We start from the raw sequence: 17,370 nt of genomic DNA, 5'->3' as shown, positions 1-17,370 counted from the left end.
AGCTCGTCAGGGTACTTCTTCGGTGGTGCCACGGACGACTCCCTTCAGGCCCCTATCGGACCATGTCTGGAAAGCCACCGAGTTACCGGGGGAAGCTCAGTGTCAACGCCGCCAGGAGTAGCGCGGCCACAAACGCAGAGCGCACGTCGATGATCCCTTCGCGTCATTGGTCAGGGCTGGACTACGACCTGGGAGCGCTCCCAGGAAATTTGTCGGCCAAGTGGCCCCTCGTGCAAGGAGGCTTGAAGCGGGAGGGGCCACTGCCGATCGAGGTTCTCCTGAACCCGAGTTGGAGCGTAGCAACAGAACTTTTGGGGTGAAACCCGGAGGATTCCTGCACGTAATACCACCGCGACTACTGGCGAAGCGGTTCGGCGGGCATTCGGACGATTGCGTATACGTATTTTTTGCCTACTTCTTGAGCGAGAGGGCGCCATGCTGTCGAATCGCTCCGGCGTGGTGGTGCGGGAGGTCGGCGAGCAGGTGGTCGACGACGTCCTGCGGTCCACGCTCAACGGCAAGACCACACCGCGGCGCAAGTCGCGCAGTTCGGGACCGCGAGATCGTCACGATCGCCGGTTCTCATCCGCGGTGGTCGCGTGCGTGCCGTTCGACGAGGGCTGGGATGGGTGAGACCTCCCCGGGTCGACCGGTTGTGCCGACGGCGAGTCGAGCCGGTTCGATCGACGAACTACCGGTGTCGGGCCCCGGTGCTCGGTCGCGGGGAGATGACCGGCCGCGTCTGCGGCGACCAGCTCGTCGGACCGGTTGATCAGCACGATGTCGCGGTGGCCGAGGTCGGGCCGCCCCGATCAACCGGTGGCTGACCTTGCGCGGCAAAGGTCACGCCGTCGTGCACGAGTAGCACCACGCGCACTTCCCGATTCGTCGCGGGCATCATCGGTAGAAGACGGCCAACGGGTCAGGGGTGCCCATGGCGACCGGCACTGCCGTCTGCGGTGCGGGCGTCGAACCGTCGGCGGTACTCCGACGGCGAGGTGTCGAAGGCCGCGGTGAAGCGCTGCCGCATGGTGACCGTGCTGCCGAATCCGCAGGTGGCAGCGACTTGGTCGATCGGCAGGTCCGTGGACTCCAGCAGCCGGCGGGCCTCGTCGAGGCGCCGGCGCCTGATCCACGTCGCCGGGGTGGTCCCGGTGGAGGCCTGGAACGCCCGGATGAAGGTGCGTCGGCTCAGGTGCGCGACATCGGCGAGGCGTTCGACCGGCAGGGGTTCCGCCAGGTGCCGCAACGCCCATTCGAGCACGGCGGCGATCGGGTCGTTCGCAGACTGCGCCGGCAGCGGGCGTTCGATGTACTGCGCCTGTCCGCCCTCGCGGTGCGGGGCCACGACGAGGCTGCGGGCCACCCGGTTGGCCGCCGCGGCACCGAGCCTGCCGCGCACCAGGTGCAGGCAGGCGTCGATCGCGGAGGCGGTGCCCGCGGAGGTCAGCACGTCGCCGTGGTCGATGTACAGCACGGAGGCGTCCACGTCGACGTCGCGGTGACGGGCGGCGAGCATGTCGACGGCCTGCCAGTGCGTTACCGCGGTACGCCGTGACAGCAGGCCCGCGTCCGCGACGGCACCCAGGCACAGCCCGACGATCGTGGCGCCGCGACGGTGGGCTTTTGCCAAGGTCCGCCGCAGGGCCGGACCGGCGGCGCGACCGTCCTCGAACCAGCAGGGCACGACATTCTGCCCGTCAGGCCAGGCTCCAGCCGACTCCGGGGTCAAGGGGTCGGCGGGTCGGAGCCCGTCGTCGCGACGGTCTGGAGAAGCCCGCTCGATGTGGTTAGAAGTGCTGGTCAGCGGGCTTCTCGTGCGCCTGTTTCGGCCCAGTCCGCGCAGGAGGAGGTTGTCGTCGCAGCTCAGCACCCCTGTGCGGGGTTCCGACTCCCCGCAGACCCCTGTAGGTCGTTCGCGAGCTGCCAGATCAGGTGGGGGGGTCGAGGCCGGTGCGGGATCGAGGTACTCGCTCATCCGGTCCCTGTGGCGGCGGCCCAGTTCCGGGTTGGGGACGTTCGAGCGGTACGCCTCGAACGATGGCGTGACTGTGATGACGTGGACGAGGTCCACGCCGTCGCGCCAGATCATCCAGTCGACGATTCCGCGCTGGACGAGGTCGTCGCGGAGGTCGTCGGGGAGGACTCGGTGTGCGGCTTCGTAGTCGAGTTCCCGGCCGGGCTTGAGCCGGGTTCGGAGGACGACGGTCTCCATCGCGGACTCCTGTCGGGTGGTGGGAAAGGCCCGCGGTGGGCGCCGGAACGCTCACCGCGGGCCGGGGTGTGTCAGCTGTTCGCGACAGTGACGTTGTCCCAGCGGAGCGGGCTCACGGTGGTGTCAGCCCACCAGTCGCCCAGGGAGACCGTGTCGAACTGGCGGATGCCCGCGGCGGTCGTCATGACCTGGCCGTCGATCGACATGGTGACTCCGGCGCCGGAGCGGTAGTCCCAGGTGGCCCGGTGCCACCCGGTCGTCCGGGTCACGGTGCCGGCCGTGCTGGTTCCGTTGACCCGGTAGACGTACTTGGTGGCCGAGACCGAGGTGTTGACGCCCAGGCCGCGCCAGCTCGCGTCGTCGGACGCGCCCTCGTCCACCCGCGCCATGGACTGGACGCTGGTGTCGGCCGCGTCATCGTAGAACCACACCGAGGCGAGCTGGTAGTTCTTGCCGCTCAGCTTGGCGGTGAGGACGTCGGTGTCCTCGTCGGTGGCGTAGGCGTTCGTGCCGCTTCGTGCGCCGGTCGTCAGGGTGGCGCTGCCCTTGGCCGCGGTGAAGGTGCCCAGGCCGTGCTCGAAGTCCTGGGCGAACGAGGCGACGCTGACGTCGTCCCAGTAGGCGGTGCCCGCGGCCGAGTCGGCCCACCAGTCGCCGAGCGCGATGCCGTCGAACTCGGTGATCCCGGTGGGGGAGGCGACGAGTTGGCCGTCGATGTAGAGGTCCACGCCGGTACCGGAGGTGTAGTCGAAGGTGAACTGGTGCCACCCGGTCGTGCGCGTCACCGAGGTCGCCGTCGTGGTGGCGCCGGACCGGTAGACGTACTTGTCCGAGGAGACCGAGGTCCGGACGCCGAGGCCACGCCACTCCGGACCGTCCCAGCCGTCCTTGTCGGCACGGGCCATCGCGCTGAGCGAGGTCTGGCTCGTGTTGTCGTGGAACCACACCGACACCCGCTTGCGCTGGGCCTGGACGAAGTCGGTGTGGATGACGCTGGTGTCCCCGGACTGGGCGAAGCTCGACCCGCCACCGTGGGTGATCGTGGTGCTGGTGCCCGGCGCGCCCCTGACCGTGGACCAGTTCGCCAGTCCGTTGGTGAACCCGCCGGTGAAGTTCGCCGCGCCCGGGTAGGGGAAGGACGAGTCGACGCCGATGTCGGCGTACCGCATCAACGAGGGGTTGAAACCGTCCGCCCAGCTCACGTTGTTCAGGATGTGCGAGCCCGAGTCGTTCACGTGGAACGCGGCGCCCTGGGTGTCGTAGACGTGGACGTTCGAGAAGGTCTGGCCGTACGAGTCGTTGTCGGTGTAGATCCCCTTCGGCGCGTAGTCGATCATGGAGGGGTGGGCGCGGACGCCGGTGATCGTGATCTGGTTGTAGGTGTTGGTCGCGTAGGGCTCGGTGTCGGAGATGCCGAACGTGTACACCGCGCCGACGTCGCCGCTGTCCTGTGCGGCGTCGTGCACCCGGACGTACTCGATCAGGTTGTCCCTGGCGTAGTCGTCGGTGTCGGGGGAGATGTCGCGATCGGCGTAGATCGCCGTCGCGAAGCGCGGCGTGTCGAAGATGTCCAGGTGGGACGCCGTGTTGCGGCTGGAGTTGGCGAAGGCCACGCCGGCTGCGGAGCCGACGAGCTCACCGACCTGTGAGATGACCGAGTTGGACACCCTGTTCCCGTACTGGGTGTCGCCTTCGCCGGGGTACTGGCCTTCGAGGAAGACGCCGGAGTGACCGATCCGGTCGATCCAGTTGTTGTTGAAAGTGTTGTCGTGGTTGGTCTTCAGCAGGTAGATGGCGGAGTACCCGGCGTTGGTGAGGTGCGAGTTGGCGACGGTGATGTCGTGGGTGTTCTCCAGGAACACCATGCCGACCCGGTGCTGCGGCAGGTTGATCTGCCGGTCGTAGCGGGGGTTCGCGTGGCCTTCACCGGAATCTCCGGCGCTGACCCACCCGTGCCGGAAGTCGGCGGTGAAATCGGTGCCGCGGATGGTCAGGCCGTCGAAGGTGATGTTGTGCGCGGGTGCCGACGTCGAGCTGCCGCGCACGGAGACCAGCTTCTGCACCGCGGGCACGATGACGCTCTTGTCGGCCATGGTGCCGGACTTCGGCTTGTAGTAGAGGTAGCCGGAGGCCTTGTCGTAGAAGTACTCGTCCGGCGCGTCGAGCAGGCTCAGCGCACCTTGGACGAAGAACCGCGATTTCGCCAGCGTGTAGCGGGCACTGCGGGCGAGGGTGATCACCCGGTTGGTCGTGTCGACGCCGGCGATCGGCGTGCGCTCGGAGTACCAGGTCCAGTCGAGCTCACCACCCGGCCACAGACCGACGGACATGGCCGACAAGTCGGAGAAGTCGACACCGGTGAGGTCGCCTGCGTTGTAGCCCAGCTGAGTGTAGGACTTGGACACACCGGACGACCGCAAGTACGGCGCTTGTGCCATGGGGAAGTCGGCGTCGTACTGCCGGTTCGGGAACCGTGCCAGGGTCGCCCGGGCGCCGTCCACGTACAGGGTGTTGACCGACTTGTTCGCGCCGATGTTCGTCCGGTAGACGCCGTTCTGCTGCAGTGACCACCCGGTTGCCGCCGTCCCACCGACCAGGTGGGCGCTGCCGGTCCCTCCGCTGGACCGGTAGACCACGTCGTGGCCGTTGCGGCCGGAGTCCGCGTCGGTGAACTCGATCGTGCTGGTCTGCGTGTAGGCGCCCGGAGCGAGGTTCACCCTGATGTCCGCCGTCATGGCGGGCAGCAGGGTCCGGATCGAGTCACGGGCCTTCTGCACCGTCTGCCACGGTTTCGCGGCCGTCCCATCCCCGGTGGTGTCACTCCCGGTCGTCGCGACGTAGAAGTCGGTCGCAGCCGCTACCGCCGGCGACGCGACGGTCACGGCCGCAGCCGTCGCCATCGCGGCACCCGCCAGCACGGTGAAGAGTCTTTCCCACGTCTTTACTGCGCGTGTCACCAAGTCACATCCTTGTAATTCGGCTTTTGCCAAGGGAAAACGGGGTGCGGGCGGGCGTGAGAACGCCGGACGAGCAGTAGGTGGACGACCTCGGCGGAGCACGGGGGCGACCGTGCTCGCGGCCGGCACGGGGGTCTTCGGGGCCGGAGGGCGTTGTCCGCTGGGCTCATGGCGATGCGGGGTCGGAGCGGCGCGGGCGCGTGGTCGAGGACTGGCCCATTCCGTGGGCGGTGAACAGCCGGACCGCTTCGTTGGGGTCGTGGCCCGCGAGCGCGTCGACGAGTTCGCTGTGCCTGGTCGCCATGAGGTTCCAGTCGCCGGTGAACCTCGCGTTCGCCACGACTTGGAGCTGCCACAGCGCGGGTTCGACGGTCGCCCACAAGCGCAGCAGCATCGAATTGCCGCCCAGGGCGCACACCAGGCGGTGGAAGCGCAGGTCGGCCTCGCGGAACGCGATGATGTCGTTGCTCTTCGCGGCATTGCGCATGTGCGTGACCTCGAGCCGCAGCCTGCTGATCTCGGCCGGGGTGAGCTTGCCGGTGGCCCGGCGGGCGGCGGCGGTCTCCAGCAGCACGCGGGCCTCTCTGGCCTCACGCGCTTCGACCTGCGAAATCTCGGTGACGAAGTTCCCGAGTCGGGGACGGTGGGTGATGAGCCCTTCGAGGGCGAGCCTGCGGATGGCCTCGCGGGCCGGGGTCTGGCTGGTGCCCAGGGTCGTGGCCACATCGGACTCGACGATCCGGGAGCCGGGCGGCAGCTGCCCGGTGATGATCCAGCCGCGCAGGGCTTCGTACGCGTGGTCCGACAAGAGCGCGGCTTCGCGCGGCACCACCGGGACGGGGTCCGGCAGCCGCGGGTGCCGGTGCACGGTCGTCTCGCGGGTCCGCCGGGAGATCGTCGACTGGGACACCCCGAACCGGGCGGCCAGCTCGCGGGTGCCGACCGGCTGGCCGCCTGTGGGCAGCCTGGTCCCGTCGAGCAGGCGCGGCCGTCCGCCTCGCACGCCGTCCCGCAGGCCGCTGGACCCCAGGCGGTCGAACCGGCGTCGCCACTTGCCGACGGTCGCGGGGGTGATGTCGAGGGCGGTGGCGACGTCCTTGTTGGAGCGGCCGTCCGCGCACATCAGGACGATCTTCGCGCGGAGGGCGAGGCTCGGGCTGTCGACGGAGTCGGTGAGCTCCACGAGCTGGCGACGCTCTGTCGCGGAGAGCACGAGCGGAGTTGGGGGGCGTCCGGGTGCCGGCATAGTTGGCGATAGTCCATTCCGCACCGCAGAATGTCCAGAGTTGGTCGACGGACTTATGACTCGATCGACCCTGATCACCACCTATTTCTTGACATGTTCGACGGAGCCGCTGCATCGTCTCCACTCACCGAACGCCGTGTTGCCGCCGTGGGACGGCCTGGTTTCGGTCGTGAGACGAGAAGCAAGTGGAGGCCCCTCAATGTCACGTTCTGTAAGCAGGCGACTGGTTGCCGTCGCCACTGCGGTGGGGTTGGTCGCGCTGTCGGCCTGTGGCTCCGGGTTCGAGGACTCGTCCGATTCCGGTTCGGCTCAGGCGGACGGTCAGACCGGCGAGGTGCGCGTGCTCGTCAACGTCACCACGAACCTGACCAAGGAGTTCTGGCGCGAGGTGGTCAAGCCCTTCGAGGACGCGCACCCGGGTGTCACCGTGAAGATCGAGCCGGGCACCCCGTCGGTGAAGGAGGCGCTGCCGCGACTGCTGGCCGCGGGCGACGCGCCGGACGTCGTCGAGACGCTGAACGCCGACAAGACGCTGGCCCCGCAGATGCTCGACCTGAGCGACCAGCCGTGGGTCAAGGACACCCCGCTGGTCGACGAGGCCGAAGTGGACGGCAAGACCTACTCCGTGGGTGTGGGCGTCCAGGCGCAGAACCTGGTCTTCTACAACAAGGACGCCTTCGCCAAGGCCGGCATCTCGAAGGCGCCCACCACGCTCGACGAGTTCGAAGCCGCCTTGGGCAAGGTGAAGGACGCGGGTTACCTGCCGCTGCGCACCGCGGGCGGCGGCTGGGCGACCGGCACCCAGTTCGCCGAACTCGCCGATGCGACCGTGTTCAGCCGGAACCCCGACTGGTACGCCGACGTGCTGGCGAAGAAGACCACCCCGGGCCAGTCCTACCTGCCGATCCTCGAACGCTACAAGAGCTGGATCGACAAGGGCTACCTCGACAAGAACGCGCTGGGCCTGGACGAGAAGACCGCGCCCGCCCACTTCTTCCAGGGCAAGTCGGCGATGTACGTCATGGGCAGCTGGTTCGTGGCCACGGCCGACGCCGGCAAGCCGTCGTTCCCGGTCGGCGTCTTCGCCGCGCCGCCGGCGACCGGGGACTCCGCGAGCGCGCCGATGGGTGTGAGCGTGGCGATGCCGTACATGGTCACCAAGAACACCGGGAAGAAGGAGTTGGCCGTCGAACTGGTCAAGTACCTGACCACCGACAAGGCCGCGATCCAGAAGCAGCTGCGCCAGGACGGCAACTTCCGCAAGGGCGTCGCGGACGGGTTGAGCCCGCTCGGCGCCGAGGTGCAGGCCCTGCTGGAGGCCGCGCCGAAGCAGGTCCCGCACCCCGAGGGGTTGGGCTCGGTCCGCCTGCCCGCGGGCTTCAACACCGAGCTGAACAAGCAGGTCCAGAGCCTGTACACCGGTAAGTCGCCCGCGGACGTGGCCGCAGGCATCGACAGCTGGACGGCGTCGCACTGATGACGCGGAACCTCCTGTCGGTGAGGACCGGACCCGCTGCGGGCGCGGGTCCGGTCCGCCGGCCCGGCCGGACGTTCCCGAGCAGGCGCGGCATCGCCACTCGGGCCCGACTCGCCACCGCTTCCATGGTCCTGCCCGCCCTCGCGCTGTTCGTCGTCATGATCGTGATTCCGGTGGGGCTCTCGGTGTACCTGAGCCTGACCGACTGGGACGGCTACAGCGCCGACCCGGGTTTTGTCGGACTGGGCAACTACTTCCGCCTCTTCCGGGTGAGCGAGGTGCTGACCGCGGCGGTCACGACGCTGATCATCGCGGGGGCGGGCACGGTCCTGCTCAACGCCCTCGGGCTCGGCTTCGCGATGCTGGTGCACCGGAAGTCACGGCTCAACTCCACCTTCCGGGCGGTCTTGTTCTACCCCCACGTCCTCAGCGCACTGGTCGTCGGTTTCCTGTGGAGCGCGCTGTTGGGCACCACCGGTGTGGTGAACACCTTCGTGACCGAGGCCGGCGGCGAAGTCCTGCCGTTCCTGTCGGACCCGACGTGGGCCCGGACGACGCTCATCGGCGTGATCGTGTGGTTCGGCTTCGGCGTGAACCTCGTGCTCTACATCGCCGGACTGCAGACGGTGCCGCAGGACCTGGTGGAGGCAGCGCAGATCGACGGCGCGTCCCGGTGGCAGACCTTCCGGCACTTGACGCTGCCCAGCCTGGCCCCGGTCGTCACGGTGAACATCGTCTTGTCGTTGGTGACCCTGCTCAAGACCTACGACATCGTCGTGTCGCTCACCGGCGGCGGTCCCGCGGGCTCCACGCAGACAGCGGCGTACCTGATCTTGTCCGACTCGTTCGGCAACAGCGCGCTCGGGTTCGGATCGGCACAGTCCGTCGTGCTCATGGTGGTGACGGGTCTGCTGGCCCTGACGGTGTCCCGCCTGAGGGCGGGCGCGGACGAGGCGGTGGCGAAGTGAAGGCGCTCAAGCTCGGCTTCATGGGCGTGGTGGCGGTGCTGATGCTGGTGCCGATGTACCTGCTCGTGGTGAACGCGTTCAAGGCGCAGCAGGACATCCTCACCAACCCGTTCTCATTGTCGCCGGATCTGCTGACGACCGAGTACCTGGTGATGGCCCTGTCCAATCCGGACTTCGACATCGTCAAGGGCTACGCGGTGACGATCCTGTTCGTCGTCCTGGTCAACGCGTTGTCGATCCTCCTCGCGTGCCCGGTGTCCTACGTCATCTCCCGCCGGGCCCGGCGGCCGTACCGGCTGCTCCTGCTGCTCTTCGTGGCGGGCACCTTCATCCCCAGCCAGGTGCTGCTGATCCCGGTCGTCTACACGCTGAAGTTCCTCGGACTGATGAACTCCATCCCGGGGTTCGTCCTGTTCGAGACGGCCCTGACGCTGCCGTTCTCGGTGTTCCTGTACAGCGGCTACATCAGCACGATCCCGCGCAGCCTCGACGAGGCCGCGACGATCGACGGCGCGGGCGTGCACCGCACGTTCTGGTCGGTGATCTTCCCGCTGATGCGGCCCGTGGTGGCCACCATGGTCATCCTCAACACGTTCTCCGTCTGGAACGACTTCGCCAACCCGCAGATCCTCCTCGGCCCGAGCAGCGGTCTGTACACGATCACGACCGGCATCTACGCCGCCGTGGGCCAGTACAGCACCGACTACACCGTGGTCTTCCCGACGCTCCTGCTTGCGGCGGCGCCGCCGCTGATCGCCTTCGTGTTGCTGCAGCGCTACATCATCGGCGGCCTGTCGACAGGAGCGGTCAAGGGATGACGAAGGTCGTGGCGACCGAGCCCCTCGGCGAGACACCCACCTGGGCGGTGCTCCAACGAGCGCTGTTCGACGCCTTGGACGAGGCCTGGCGGGTGTACGAGGCGCGCTACTGCGAGCCGGACGGGTCACTGCGCTACACCGGCTCGATGCAGCCGCGCGACGGCGCTGACGACTTCTACGAGGCGTTCACCGGCTGGGGCGTGCTCTACCAGCTGGGCGGATCGGCCGATCTGCTGGCGGCGACGAAGCGGCACTGGGAGGCGGTCACCGAGCAGATGGACCGGCGCGGTTACATCGCCGGCGAGTTCGAGCTCGGCTACGACTGGTTCCACATCGGCGAACAGCTGACCGTCTTCTACTCGTTGTGCGCGGCCGACCCGGCCGACGAGTCGTTCCGCGCTCGCGCGGTCCGGTTCGCGGAGCTGTACCTGGCGGACTCTCCGACGGGTAACTACGACCACGCGAAGCGGATGATCCGGGCTCCCCACAACGGTGGGGGAGGACCGCGCTACGGCGTCTGCGAGGACTGGCGCAGCTTCGGCGCGGAGCTGACCAACATGCGGCCCTACGGCCTGCCGCTGGAGGACGTCCCCGGCGTGGAGAGCTGGGAGGACCTGGCCGATCCCGCCAATGCGGACGCCATGGGCCGGGCGATGTGGGACCGCCTCGGCCGGGGTGACGTCGCGGTCAACCTCGCCGCGACCGGGCTCGCCGCCAACGCCTGGCTGTACGGGCACGACGAGCGGTTCCACGCGTGGGCGCTGGAGTACCTCGACGCCTGGGTGGCCCGCGCGGCGGCCAACGGCGGAATCGTGCCCGACAACGTCGGACCGTCCGGAGAGGTCGGCGAACTGCACGGTGGCCGCTGGTTCGGCGGCAACTACGGCTGGACCTGGCCGCACGGGCTCTACACCATCGGGATGGCGGTGAGCGTCGCCGCGCTCAACGCGGCGCTGCTCAGCGGCGATCCCGGCCGGCTCGACATCGCACGGTCCCTGCTCGACCTCGTGTACCGGCACGGTGTCGTCATGCCGGTCGACGACTCGGACACCCCGTTGCGCGACCGGTGGGTCGCGGAACTGGGCGAGGAGACCGCCACCCCGACGTTCCTGGTCCCCAACCGGTACGGCCTCGCCGGGTGGTTCGACTTCCAGCCGCCGCAGCTCACCCTGCCGGTGTGGCTGTGGCAGGCGAGCCTGTCCGACGCGGACTGGAAGCGGATCACCGACCTGCGCGAGCGCACCTGCTACGACTGGCGGACCGTGCGGGACTTCCGCAACAAGGAGGACGCGGGCCACGAGGCGCCCTGGATCGCCTACCTCCAGGGTGACAACCCGGACTACCCGGAGCGGATTCTCCGCGTCGCCCTCTCGCAGGTCCGGCGCAGGCTCGCGTTGATCGCCCGGGACACCGGGGAAGTCCGGGACCGCGACATCCACCACTGGCAGCGGCACAACCCCGTCACCACGGAGGCACTGCTGCAGCTCACCACGGGCACTCCCCAGGTGCTGTTCAACGGCGGGCTGCTGCCCTTCCGGGTGTCCTACGCCGACGCCGGGACCGGCCGCCCCGGGCTGCCGCCGGAGGTGGCGGCCCTGGTCACCACCGTCGAGGCCGAGCGCACCTGCCTGGAGCTGGTGAACCTCGCCGTGACGGCCACCCGGCGGGTCGTCGTCCGGGCCGGCGGCTTCGGCGCCGACCGGATCGACGAGATCCACTACAGCGGCGCCGAGGGCGGGTACCCCGGCGCCCCGACGGCCTACACCGCGCCGGCGAGCCGGACCGTTTCCCGGACCGCAGCCGTCGGCGCCACCGAGGTGGAGGTCGAGCTTCCGCCCGGGCACCGCATCCGTCTCGACCTGCGGATCACCGTGCGCGCCAACCAGGCGCGCCACAGCACGACGATGAACAAGGGGACCTCATGAGCACCGACCACGCCAACCTGCCGAACCGGGTCTGGGACATCCCGGTCCGCGGGGACACGCCGCCGCCCGCCGATGCGGAGCTGGTCCGCCGGCTCCACGGGGTCAGCGCGGCGACTGCGTGCGCGCGGATGAACTCCCAGGGCGTGCGCCGGACGTGGATCGACGGCCCCGTCGCGCTCAACCGCGGCCAGAAGGTCGTCGGCCGCGCCGTGACCCTGCAGTTCATGCCGCAGCGCGAGGACATCGCCGACGGGGTCACCCAGGAGTACATCGAGCGGACCACCGCGCTGTGGGCCGTCCTCGACGAGATCCAGCCCGGTGACGTCCTCGTCGTGGAGGCCAGGGGCAGCCACACCACCGGCTGCTTCGGCGACATGCTCGTGCGCTACTTCAAGAACCGCGGTGGCGCCGCGCTCGTGGTGGACGGGCGCATCCGGGACGTCCCGAGGGTGAGCCGGCTCGACGTGCCGATCTGGTGCACCGGGGCCACTCCGCACTACGCGTCGCAGACCGAGCTGTTCCCGTGGGCCTACAACGTGCCCGTCGCGGTGGGCGGGGTGCTCACGCTGCCCGGCGACTACGTCGTGGCCGATGACGACGGCGCGGTGGTCGTGCCCCGAAGCCGCGCGGAGCGCCTGCTCGCCGACGCCGCCGCCCACGAGGAGTGGGAGGTGTTCAGCCGGATGCGCATCGACCAGGGCGCACCGCTGCGCGACTACTACCCGCTCACCGAGGAGACCCGGCGCGAGTACGAACTCTGGCTGGCCAACGGCGCGGGCACCGGGGCTCGATGAGCGCCACCGCACTGGGCGCGGAACGCCTTCCACGGCGTCCCGGCGTCGTGATCAGCGGCATCGGGCTCGGCGGCGCGCCCATCGGTGACCTCTACGAGCCGATCGGCGAAGACCGGGCGCGGGCCACCGTCGACGCGGCGTGGGACGGCGGCATCCGCTACTACGACACGGCGCCCCACTACGGACTCGGCCTGTCCGAGCGCCGGGTGGGAGCCGCGCTGGCGGGCAGGCGCGGCTGGACGCTGTCGACCAAGGTCGGCAGGCTGCTGGAGCGCGACGACGAGGGCGCGCTGTCCCGGGTGCGGGACTACAGCCGCGACGGAGTGGCGCGGTCGCTGGAAGCCAGTCTGCTCAGGCTGGGGCTGGACCGGATCGACATCGTGTACGTGCACGACCCCGACGACCACTGGGAACAGGCGAGTGCCGAGGCCGTGCCCGCGCTCTGCGCCCTGCGTGACCAGGGGGTGATCGGCGCGGTCGGGGTGGGGATGAACCAGTCGGCGATGCTCGCCCGGTTCGTCGCCGAGACCGATGTCGATCTCGTCATGTGTGCGGGGCGCTTCACGCTCCTGGAGCAGCCCGCGCTGGCCGACCTGCTGCCCACCGCCGCCGGGCGGCAGGTCGGCGTCATCGCCGCCGGCGTGTTCAACTCCGGTGTGCTCGCGCGGGTTCAGCCCTCGCAGGACGCCCGGTACGACTACGCCCAAGCCCCGGCCGCGGTGCTCGCCAAGGCCCGGGCACTGGCCGACGTGTGCCGTGAGCACGACACGACCCTGCCAGCCGCGGCGGCGTGGTTCCCCCGCACGCACCCCGCGGTGCTGGGCGTCGTGCTCGGGATGAGCTCGGCCGAGGAGGTGCGGCAGAACCTCGCGCTGCCGCGCCCACCGGACGAGCTGTGGGCCGACCTGGTCGCCCGCGGCCTGCTCCTGCCGCAGCACGCCGGGGCGGCGTGACCGTGCGCCTGGACGCTCACCACCACCTGTGGAGCCCGACCCGCCGGCGCCGGTGGCTGGACAACCCGGAGCTCGCCGCCATCCGCGGCCCCTACTGGCTCCCGGAACTGCGTGACGTCGCGGCCCGCTGCGACGTCGACGCGACGATCCTCGTGCAGACGATCCCGGACGAGGCGGAGACCCTCGACTTCCTCGAGCTGGCCGCGGACAGCGCGGGCCTGGTGGCGGGCGTCGTCGGCTGGGTCGACCTGACCGCGCCGGATGTGCCCGGCCGGCTCGCCGCTCTTCGCCAGGCGCGCGGCGGGGATCGGCTGTGCGGGGTGCGACATGCCGTTCAGGCCGAGCCGGACCCGAACTGGCTAGACCGGGCCGACGTCCGGCGCGGCATCGCCGCGGTCGGACGCGCCGGGTTGACCTACGACCTGCTCGTGAAGCCACCACAGTGGGGGGCGGCGCTGCGGCTGGCCCGGGACCTGCCGGACGTGAACGTGGTCGTCGACCACGCGGGCAGCCCGCCGGTTGCCGGCGAACTCGGGCCGTGGACCCGGTGGTCGACGGCGCTCGCGGAACTGCCCAACGTGTCCGTCAAGCTCTCCGGACTGCTCGGGCTCGGCCCGGTCGACCGGGTGCTCCCCGTGATCGACCACGTGGTGTCGACGTTCACCCCGTGGCGGGTGATGGCCGGGTCCGACTGGCCGGTGTGCGAGCTGTTCACCCCGGTCTCGACCGTCTGGCGCATCCACGAGCTGGCGACCGTGCGGCTGACGGCGGCGGAACGCACCGCCGTTCTCGCGGGTACGGCGCGGGCCTTCTACCTGTCTGCGGCGGGCCGGGCCGGGCCGCACCGCTCGTGAGCTCCGTGTGGCCACGAACTCGGGACACCGACTGGCCTGCGAGCGCATCGCGGTCAATGACCCGCCCGGCGCCGCCGGGGCCGTGCTCACCCGGATCACCGGGGTGTGGCTCGTACGGCACAGCGACGCGAGAGGCCCGACCGCGTCGACCGGTGATTCACCGCGGGCAACAAGGATCGATGGCGGACGGAGTTCCGCCGCAACGAATGGAGCGATCGGTGACAGGTGAGTTCGACGGGCTGGTGGCGCTGGTCACCGGCGGTGGCTCCGGTATCGGCCGGAGCGCGGCCGAACTGCTGGCGGCCCGCGGTGCGCGGGTCGCGGTGCTCGACCTGGCGGCGGGTGACCTCCCCGGCGACATGCTGTTCGTGCGCACGGACGTGACGGACGACCGGAGCGTCCGTGACGCCGTGGAGGCGGTGGTCGAGCACTTCGGCGGTCTCGACGTGGTGGTGAACAACGCGGGGATCGGCGCACAGGGGGACGTCGCCGCGACCACCGACGACGAGTGGGTCAAGGTGTTCGACGTCAACGTGTTCGGGATGGCCAGGGTTGCCCGCGCCTGCATGCCGCACCTGCGGAACTCCCGCAGTGCCGCCATCGTGAACACCGGTTCGATCGCCGGATCGGCGGGGCTGCCGCAGCGTGCGGTCTACTCGGCGAGCAAGGGCGCGGTGCACGCGTTGACCCGTGCGCTCGCCGCCGACCACGTGCGCGAGGGCGTCCGGGTGAACGCGGTCGCCCCCGGCACCGCTGACACCCCGTGGGTGCGGAGGCTGCTCGACTCGGCACCGGACCCCGGGGCCGAGCGCGCGGCGCTGGACGCCAGGCAACCGCACGGCCGGCTCGTCACGGCCGACGAGATCGCCGCGGCCATCGCGTACCTCGCGAGCCCGCTGTCCGGGTCGACCACCGGAACCGTGCTGGCCGTCGACGGCGGCATGGACGCGCTGCGGTTGCGCCCCCGTGGCTGACCTCGTGCACCGGCTGGGCGTGGGCACTCGGTGCCGTCACCGCGCCCTTGTCGGAGGCTGAGTGGCGAAGGACTGCTCGCGGTCGGCGTGCCGACCCCGTGACACCGTGCTGCGGTCCACGACCCCGTTGGCCCGCACGATGGACGACCAGAACACATCCGACTTGGAAGAATTTGAGGAGCGGCGATGCGACTGTTGAGGGTGGGCGACCCGGGATCGGAGTTTCCCGTGGTGCTGGACGAGTCCGGTCACTCGCGTGACCTGCGGCCCGTCACGAGTGGGATCAGCGGCGACTTCCTGGCCGACGGCGGCGTGTCCCGGGTGCGCGACGCCCTCGCCGGTGGCGACCTGCCGGCGCTGGACATCGCCGGGATGCGGATCGGCGCGCCTGTCTCCCGCCCGGGCGCGCTGGTGTGCATCGGTCTCAACTACTCCGACCACGCGGCCGAAACGCGTGCGGAACCGCCGGCCGAGCCCGTGGTGTTCATGAAGGCCACCAACACGATCGTCGGCCCGAACGACACCGTGCTGGTGCCCAAGATGAGTGTGGCCACCGACTACGAGGTGGAGTTGGCCGTCGTGCTGGGCGCCACCGCGCGCTACCTGGACAGCCCGCAGGACGCGGCTGAGGTGATCGCCGGCTACGCCATCTCCGACGACGTCAGCGAACGCGACTTCCAGCTCAACCGGGGCGGACAGTGGACCAAGGGCAAGTCGTGCGAGACGTTCAACCCGTTGGGACCGTGGCTGGTCACCGCCGACGAGGTGGGCGACCCGCAGGCACTGGGATTGAGGCTGAGCGTCAACGGACAGCCGCGGCAGGACGGCAACACCGCGAACATGCTGTTCGGCGTGCACCACATCATCTGGTACCTCAGCCAGTTCATGGTCCTGGAACCCGGTGACGTGGTGAACACCGGCACGCCCGCCGGAGTGGCGCTCGGCGCCAACGACTTCGACTACCTGCGCGAAGGCGACACGGTCGAGGTCTCCATCGACCGCCTGGGCGTGCAGCGGCACCGGATCGGACAAGCATGACCACGACCTACCTGGTCGCCGCCCGCGACGACCTCTGACACCTCGCCGCCCGGCACGAGGACTGGCCCGACAAGTGACACATGGGCACCGATCCGACGTGACTTCGGCGAGGCGGACCTGCGTGCGGCGACCGAACCGTCCGGAGTGGACGCACGGTGCGGGCACAAGTCCTCACCGACGTCGAGGAGACGGTCGACTCCCTCGCGCCGGCGGCGGGGCCGACCTGGTCGCGGGTGTCGTGGGGTGGGCCGACCTGACCGTCCCCGACGTCGCCGAGCAGTTGGACCGACTCCGCTCCGGACCGGGTTTACCGGTGGCGGTCCGGTGACTGCCGTCGCCAGTAACCCCGGTCGACGTCTGGATCTGCGGCGGCGGCAGCCGGGGTGAACCCGCGGGTGCAGGTCCTCACGAACTCGCTCGACAAGACGGCCTGCCGCCCCGGCACGTTCAAATCGCTCGTGTACCCGGAGGTGACGACCACCTACTACTTCTCGGCACCGTGACCCGATCGCGCCGGGTCACAATCCCCTGTGGGGTTCCAAAAGTCGGCCACATGGTCTGACCTGCGGGTTAGGCTGCTGTGGGTTCGTACTCGTTGATCAGGCCGCCGAGGACTGGCTGGTCGGCGGCGTATCGAGGCGCGGCGCAGGTCTGCTTTCGGCTGGTCTGACCGTGGCGGCGCGAGTTGCAGCGCTCGGTGAGGTCTGGGGTGGTTGTGATGGGTCGCGTAGCGGTCCAAGACTGCCCGCAGGTGGTGTTCGTTGAGGATGAGCAGTCGGTCGGTGACCTCGCGTCTGACGGTGCAGACGAACTCGCCCGCGACGCCGCCGGCAACCGCTCCCCGCGCTCCGCCACCCGTCACCACCGCCGACGGCCCGGCGACCGGGTCGTGCGCTACCCACTACTCACGAAGTCGGCGGCCCGACCGGCGGCACGGCACAGCGGGTTGCCGCGGGTCGCTGCCCTCGAGGTAGCGCAGGACCGCGGTGACGCGGCGGTCGGCCCGGTCGTCGGGTGCGAGGTCGAGTTTCGCGAAGATGCTGCGGATGTGTTTGTGCACTCCGCCTTCGGTGATGACGAGCTTCTCGGCGATGGCGGTGTTGCCGAGTCCTTGGGCCATGAGCGCGAGCACGTCGCGTTCCCTGGGGCTC

15 protein-coding genes are annotated in these 17,370 nt (G+C 69.9%); 10 read left to right on the top strand and 5 right to left on the bottom strand.

Annotated elements, in window-relative coordinates; translation table 11 throughout:
• The first annotated feature begins 435 nt into the window (after positions 1-435).
• A complete protein-coding gene (locus OQ02_RS38475) occupies positions 436-633 on the top strand; it encodes a hypothetical protein (protein ID WP_033443621.1) in 198 nt (65 codons plus the stop codon).
• Between the two features lie 289 nt (positions 634-922).
• Here OQ02_RS38475 and OQ02_RS38470 read toward each other — a convergent pair whose 3' ends face one another.
• From OQ02_RS38470 to OQ02_RS43310, 3 genes are all read right to left on the bottom strand, one after another.
• Positions 923-2,215, bottom strand: coding sequence for a helix-turn-helix domain-containing protein (locus tag OQ02_RS38470; protein WP_197043701.1), 1,293 nt, complete (start codon positions 2,213-2,215; stop codon positions 923-925).
• A gap of 71 nt (positions 2,216-2,286) precedes the next feature.
• A complete protein-coding gene (locus tag OQ02_RS38465; RefSeq protein WP_156077600.1) occupies positions 2,287-5,172 on the bottom strand; it encodes a right-handed parallel beta-helix repeat-containing protein in 2,886 nt (961 codons plus the stop codon).
• Between the two features lie 166 nt (positions 5,173-5,338).
• The gene (locus OQ02_RS43310; RefSeq protein ID WP_197043700.1) at positions 5,339-6,385 is read right to left on the bottom strand and encodes an FCD domain-containing protein; all 1,047 of its coding nucleotides are present in this window, start codon (positions 6,383-6,385) and stop codon (positions 5,339-5,341) included.
• Between the two features lie 232 nt (positions 6,386-6,617).
• On the opposite strand from OQ02_RS43310, the gene OQ02_RS38455 reads away from it, so the two are divergent.
• From OQ02_RS38455 to OQ02_RS38415, 9 genes are all read left to right on the top strand, one after another.
• Positions 6,618-7,895: an ABC transporter substrate-binding protein gene (locus OQ02_RS38455; protein ID WP_033443619.1), complete on the top strand. Its 1,278-nt coding sequence runs from the start codon at positions 6,618-6,620 to the stop codon at positions 7,893-7,895.
• A 20-nt stretch (positions 7,896-7,915) separates the two neighbouring features.
• On the top strand, positions 7,916-8,863 hold the full coding sequence (locus OQ02_RS38450) for a carbohydrate ABC transporter permease (protein ID WP_051773428.1): 948 nt from the start codon (positions 7,916-7,918) through the stop codon (positions 8,861-8,863).
• Complete coding sequence (locus OQ02_RS38445; protein WP_033443618.1) at positions 8,860-9,681, top strand: carbohydrate ABC transporter permease; 822 nt, start codon at positions 8,860-8,862, stop codon at positions 9,679-9,681. The genes OQ02_RS38450 and OQ02_RS38445 overlap by 4 nt, the downstream gene beginning before the upstream one ends.
• The gene (locus OQ02_RS38440) at positions 9,678-11,606 is read left to right on the top strand and encodes a hypothetical protein (protein WP_051773418.1); all 1,929 of its coding nucleotides are present in this window, start codon (positions 9,678-9,680) and stop codon (positions 11,604-11,606) included. The genes OQ02_RS38445 and OQ02_RS38440 overlap by 4 nt, the downstream gene beginning before the upstream one ends.
• Positions 11,603-12,400 (top strand): dimethylmenaquinone methyltransferase, encoded by a 798-nt coding sequence (locus OQ02_RS38435; RefSeq protein ID WP_033443617.1) that lies wholly within the window; start codon positions 11,603-11,605, stop codon positions 12,398-12,400. The genes OQ02_RS38440 and OQ02_RS38435 overlap by 4 nt, the downstream gene beginning before the upstream one ends.
• Positions 12,397-13,353: an aldo/keto reductase gene (locus OQ02_RS38430; RefSeq protein ID WP_033443616.1), complete on the top strand. Its 957-nt coding sequence runs from the start codon at positions 12,397-12,399 to the stop codon at positions 13,351-13,353. Before OQ02_RS38435 ends, OQ02_RS38430 begins: the two co-directional genes overlap by 4 nt.
• A complete protein-coding gene (locus tag OQ02_RS38425) occupies positions 13,350-14,207 on the top strand; it encodes an amidohydrolase family protein (RefSeq protein WP_033443615.1) in 858 nt (285 codons plus the stop codon). The genes OQ02_RS38430 and OQ02_RS38425 overlap by 4 nt, the downstream gene beginning before the upstream one ends.
• A 218-nt stretch (positions 14,208-14,425) precedes the next feature.
• A complete protein-coding gene (locus OQ02_RS38420) occupies positions 14,426-15,181 on the top strand; it encodes an SDR family NAD(P)-dependent oxidoreductase (RefSeq protein ID WP_231500433.1) in 756 nt (251 codons plus the stop codon).
• Between the two features lie 186 nt (positions 15,182-15,367).
• A complete protein-coding gene (locus OQ02_RS38415) occupies positions 15,368-16,219 on the top strand; it encodes a fumarylacetoacetate hydrolase family protein (protein ID WP_033443613.1) in 852 nt (283 codons plus the stop codon).
• A gap of 484 nt (positions 16,220-16,703) precedes the next feature.
• Here OQ02_RS38415 and OQ02_RS46460 read toward each other — a convergent pair whose 3' ends face one another.
• Complete coding sequence (locus OQ02_RS46460) at positions 16,704-17,081, bottom strand: transposase (RefSeq protein WP_231500432.1); 378 nt, start codon at positions 17,079-17,081, stop codon at positions 16,704-16,706.
• Positions 17,082-17,120: 39 nt separating this feature from the next.
• The coding region (locus tag OQ02_RS38410; protein WP_033443612.1) for a response regulator transcription factor at positions 17,121-17,370 on the bottom strand (250 nt) is incomplete at its 5' end.

Source organism: Saccharothrix sp. NRRL B-16314, from assembly GCF_000716595.1.
In the GTDB taxonomy this organism is placed as follows: Bacteria; Actinomycetota; Actinomycetes; order Mycobacteriales; family Pseudonocardiaceae; genus Actinosynnema.
The sequence above is the reverse complement of the archived record's forward strand: the minus strand, read 5'-3'. Positions and strand labels throughout refer to the sequence as shown.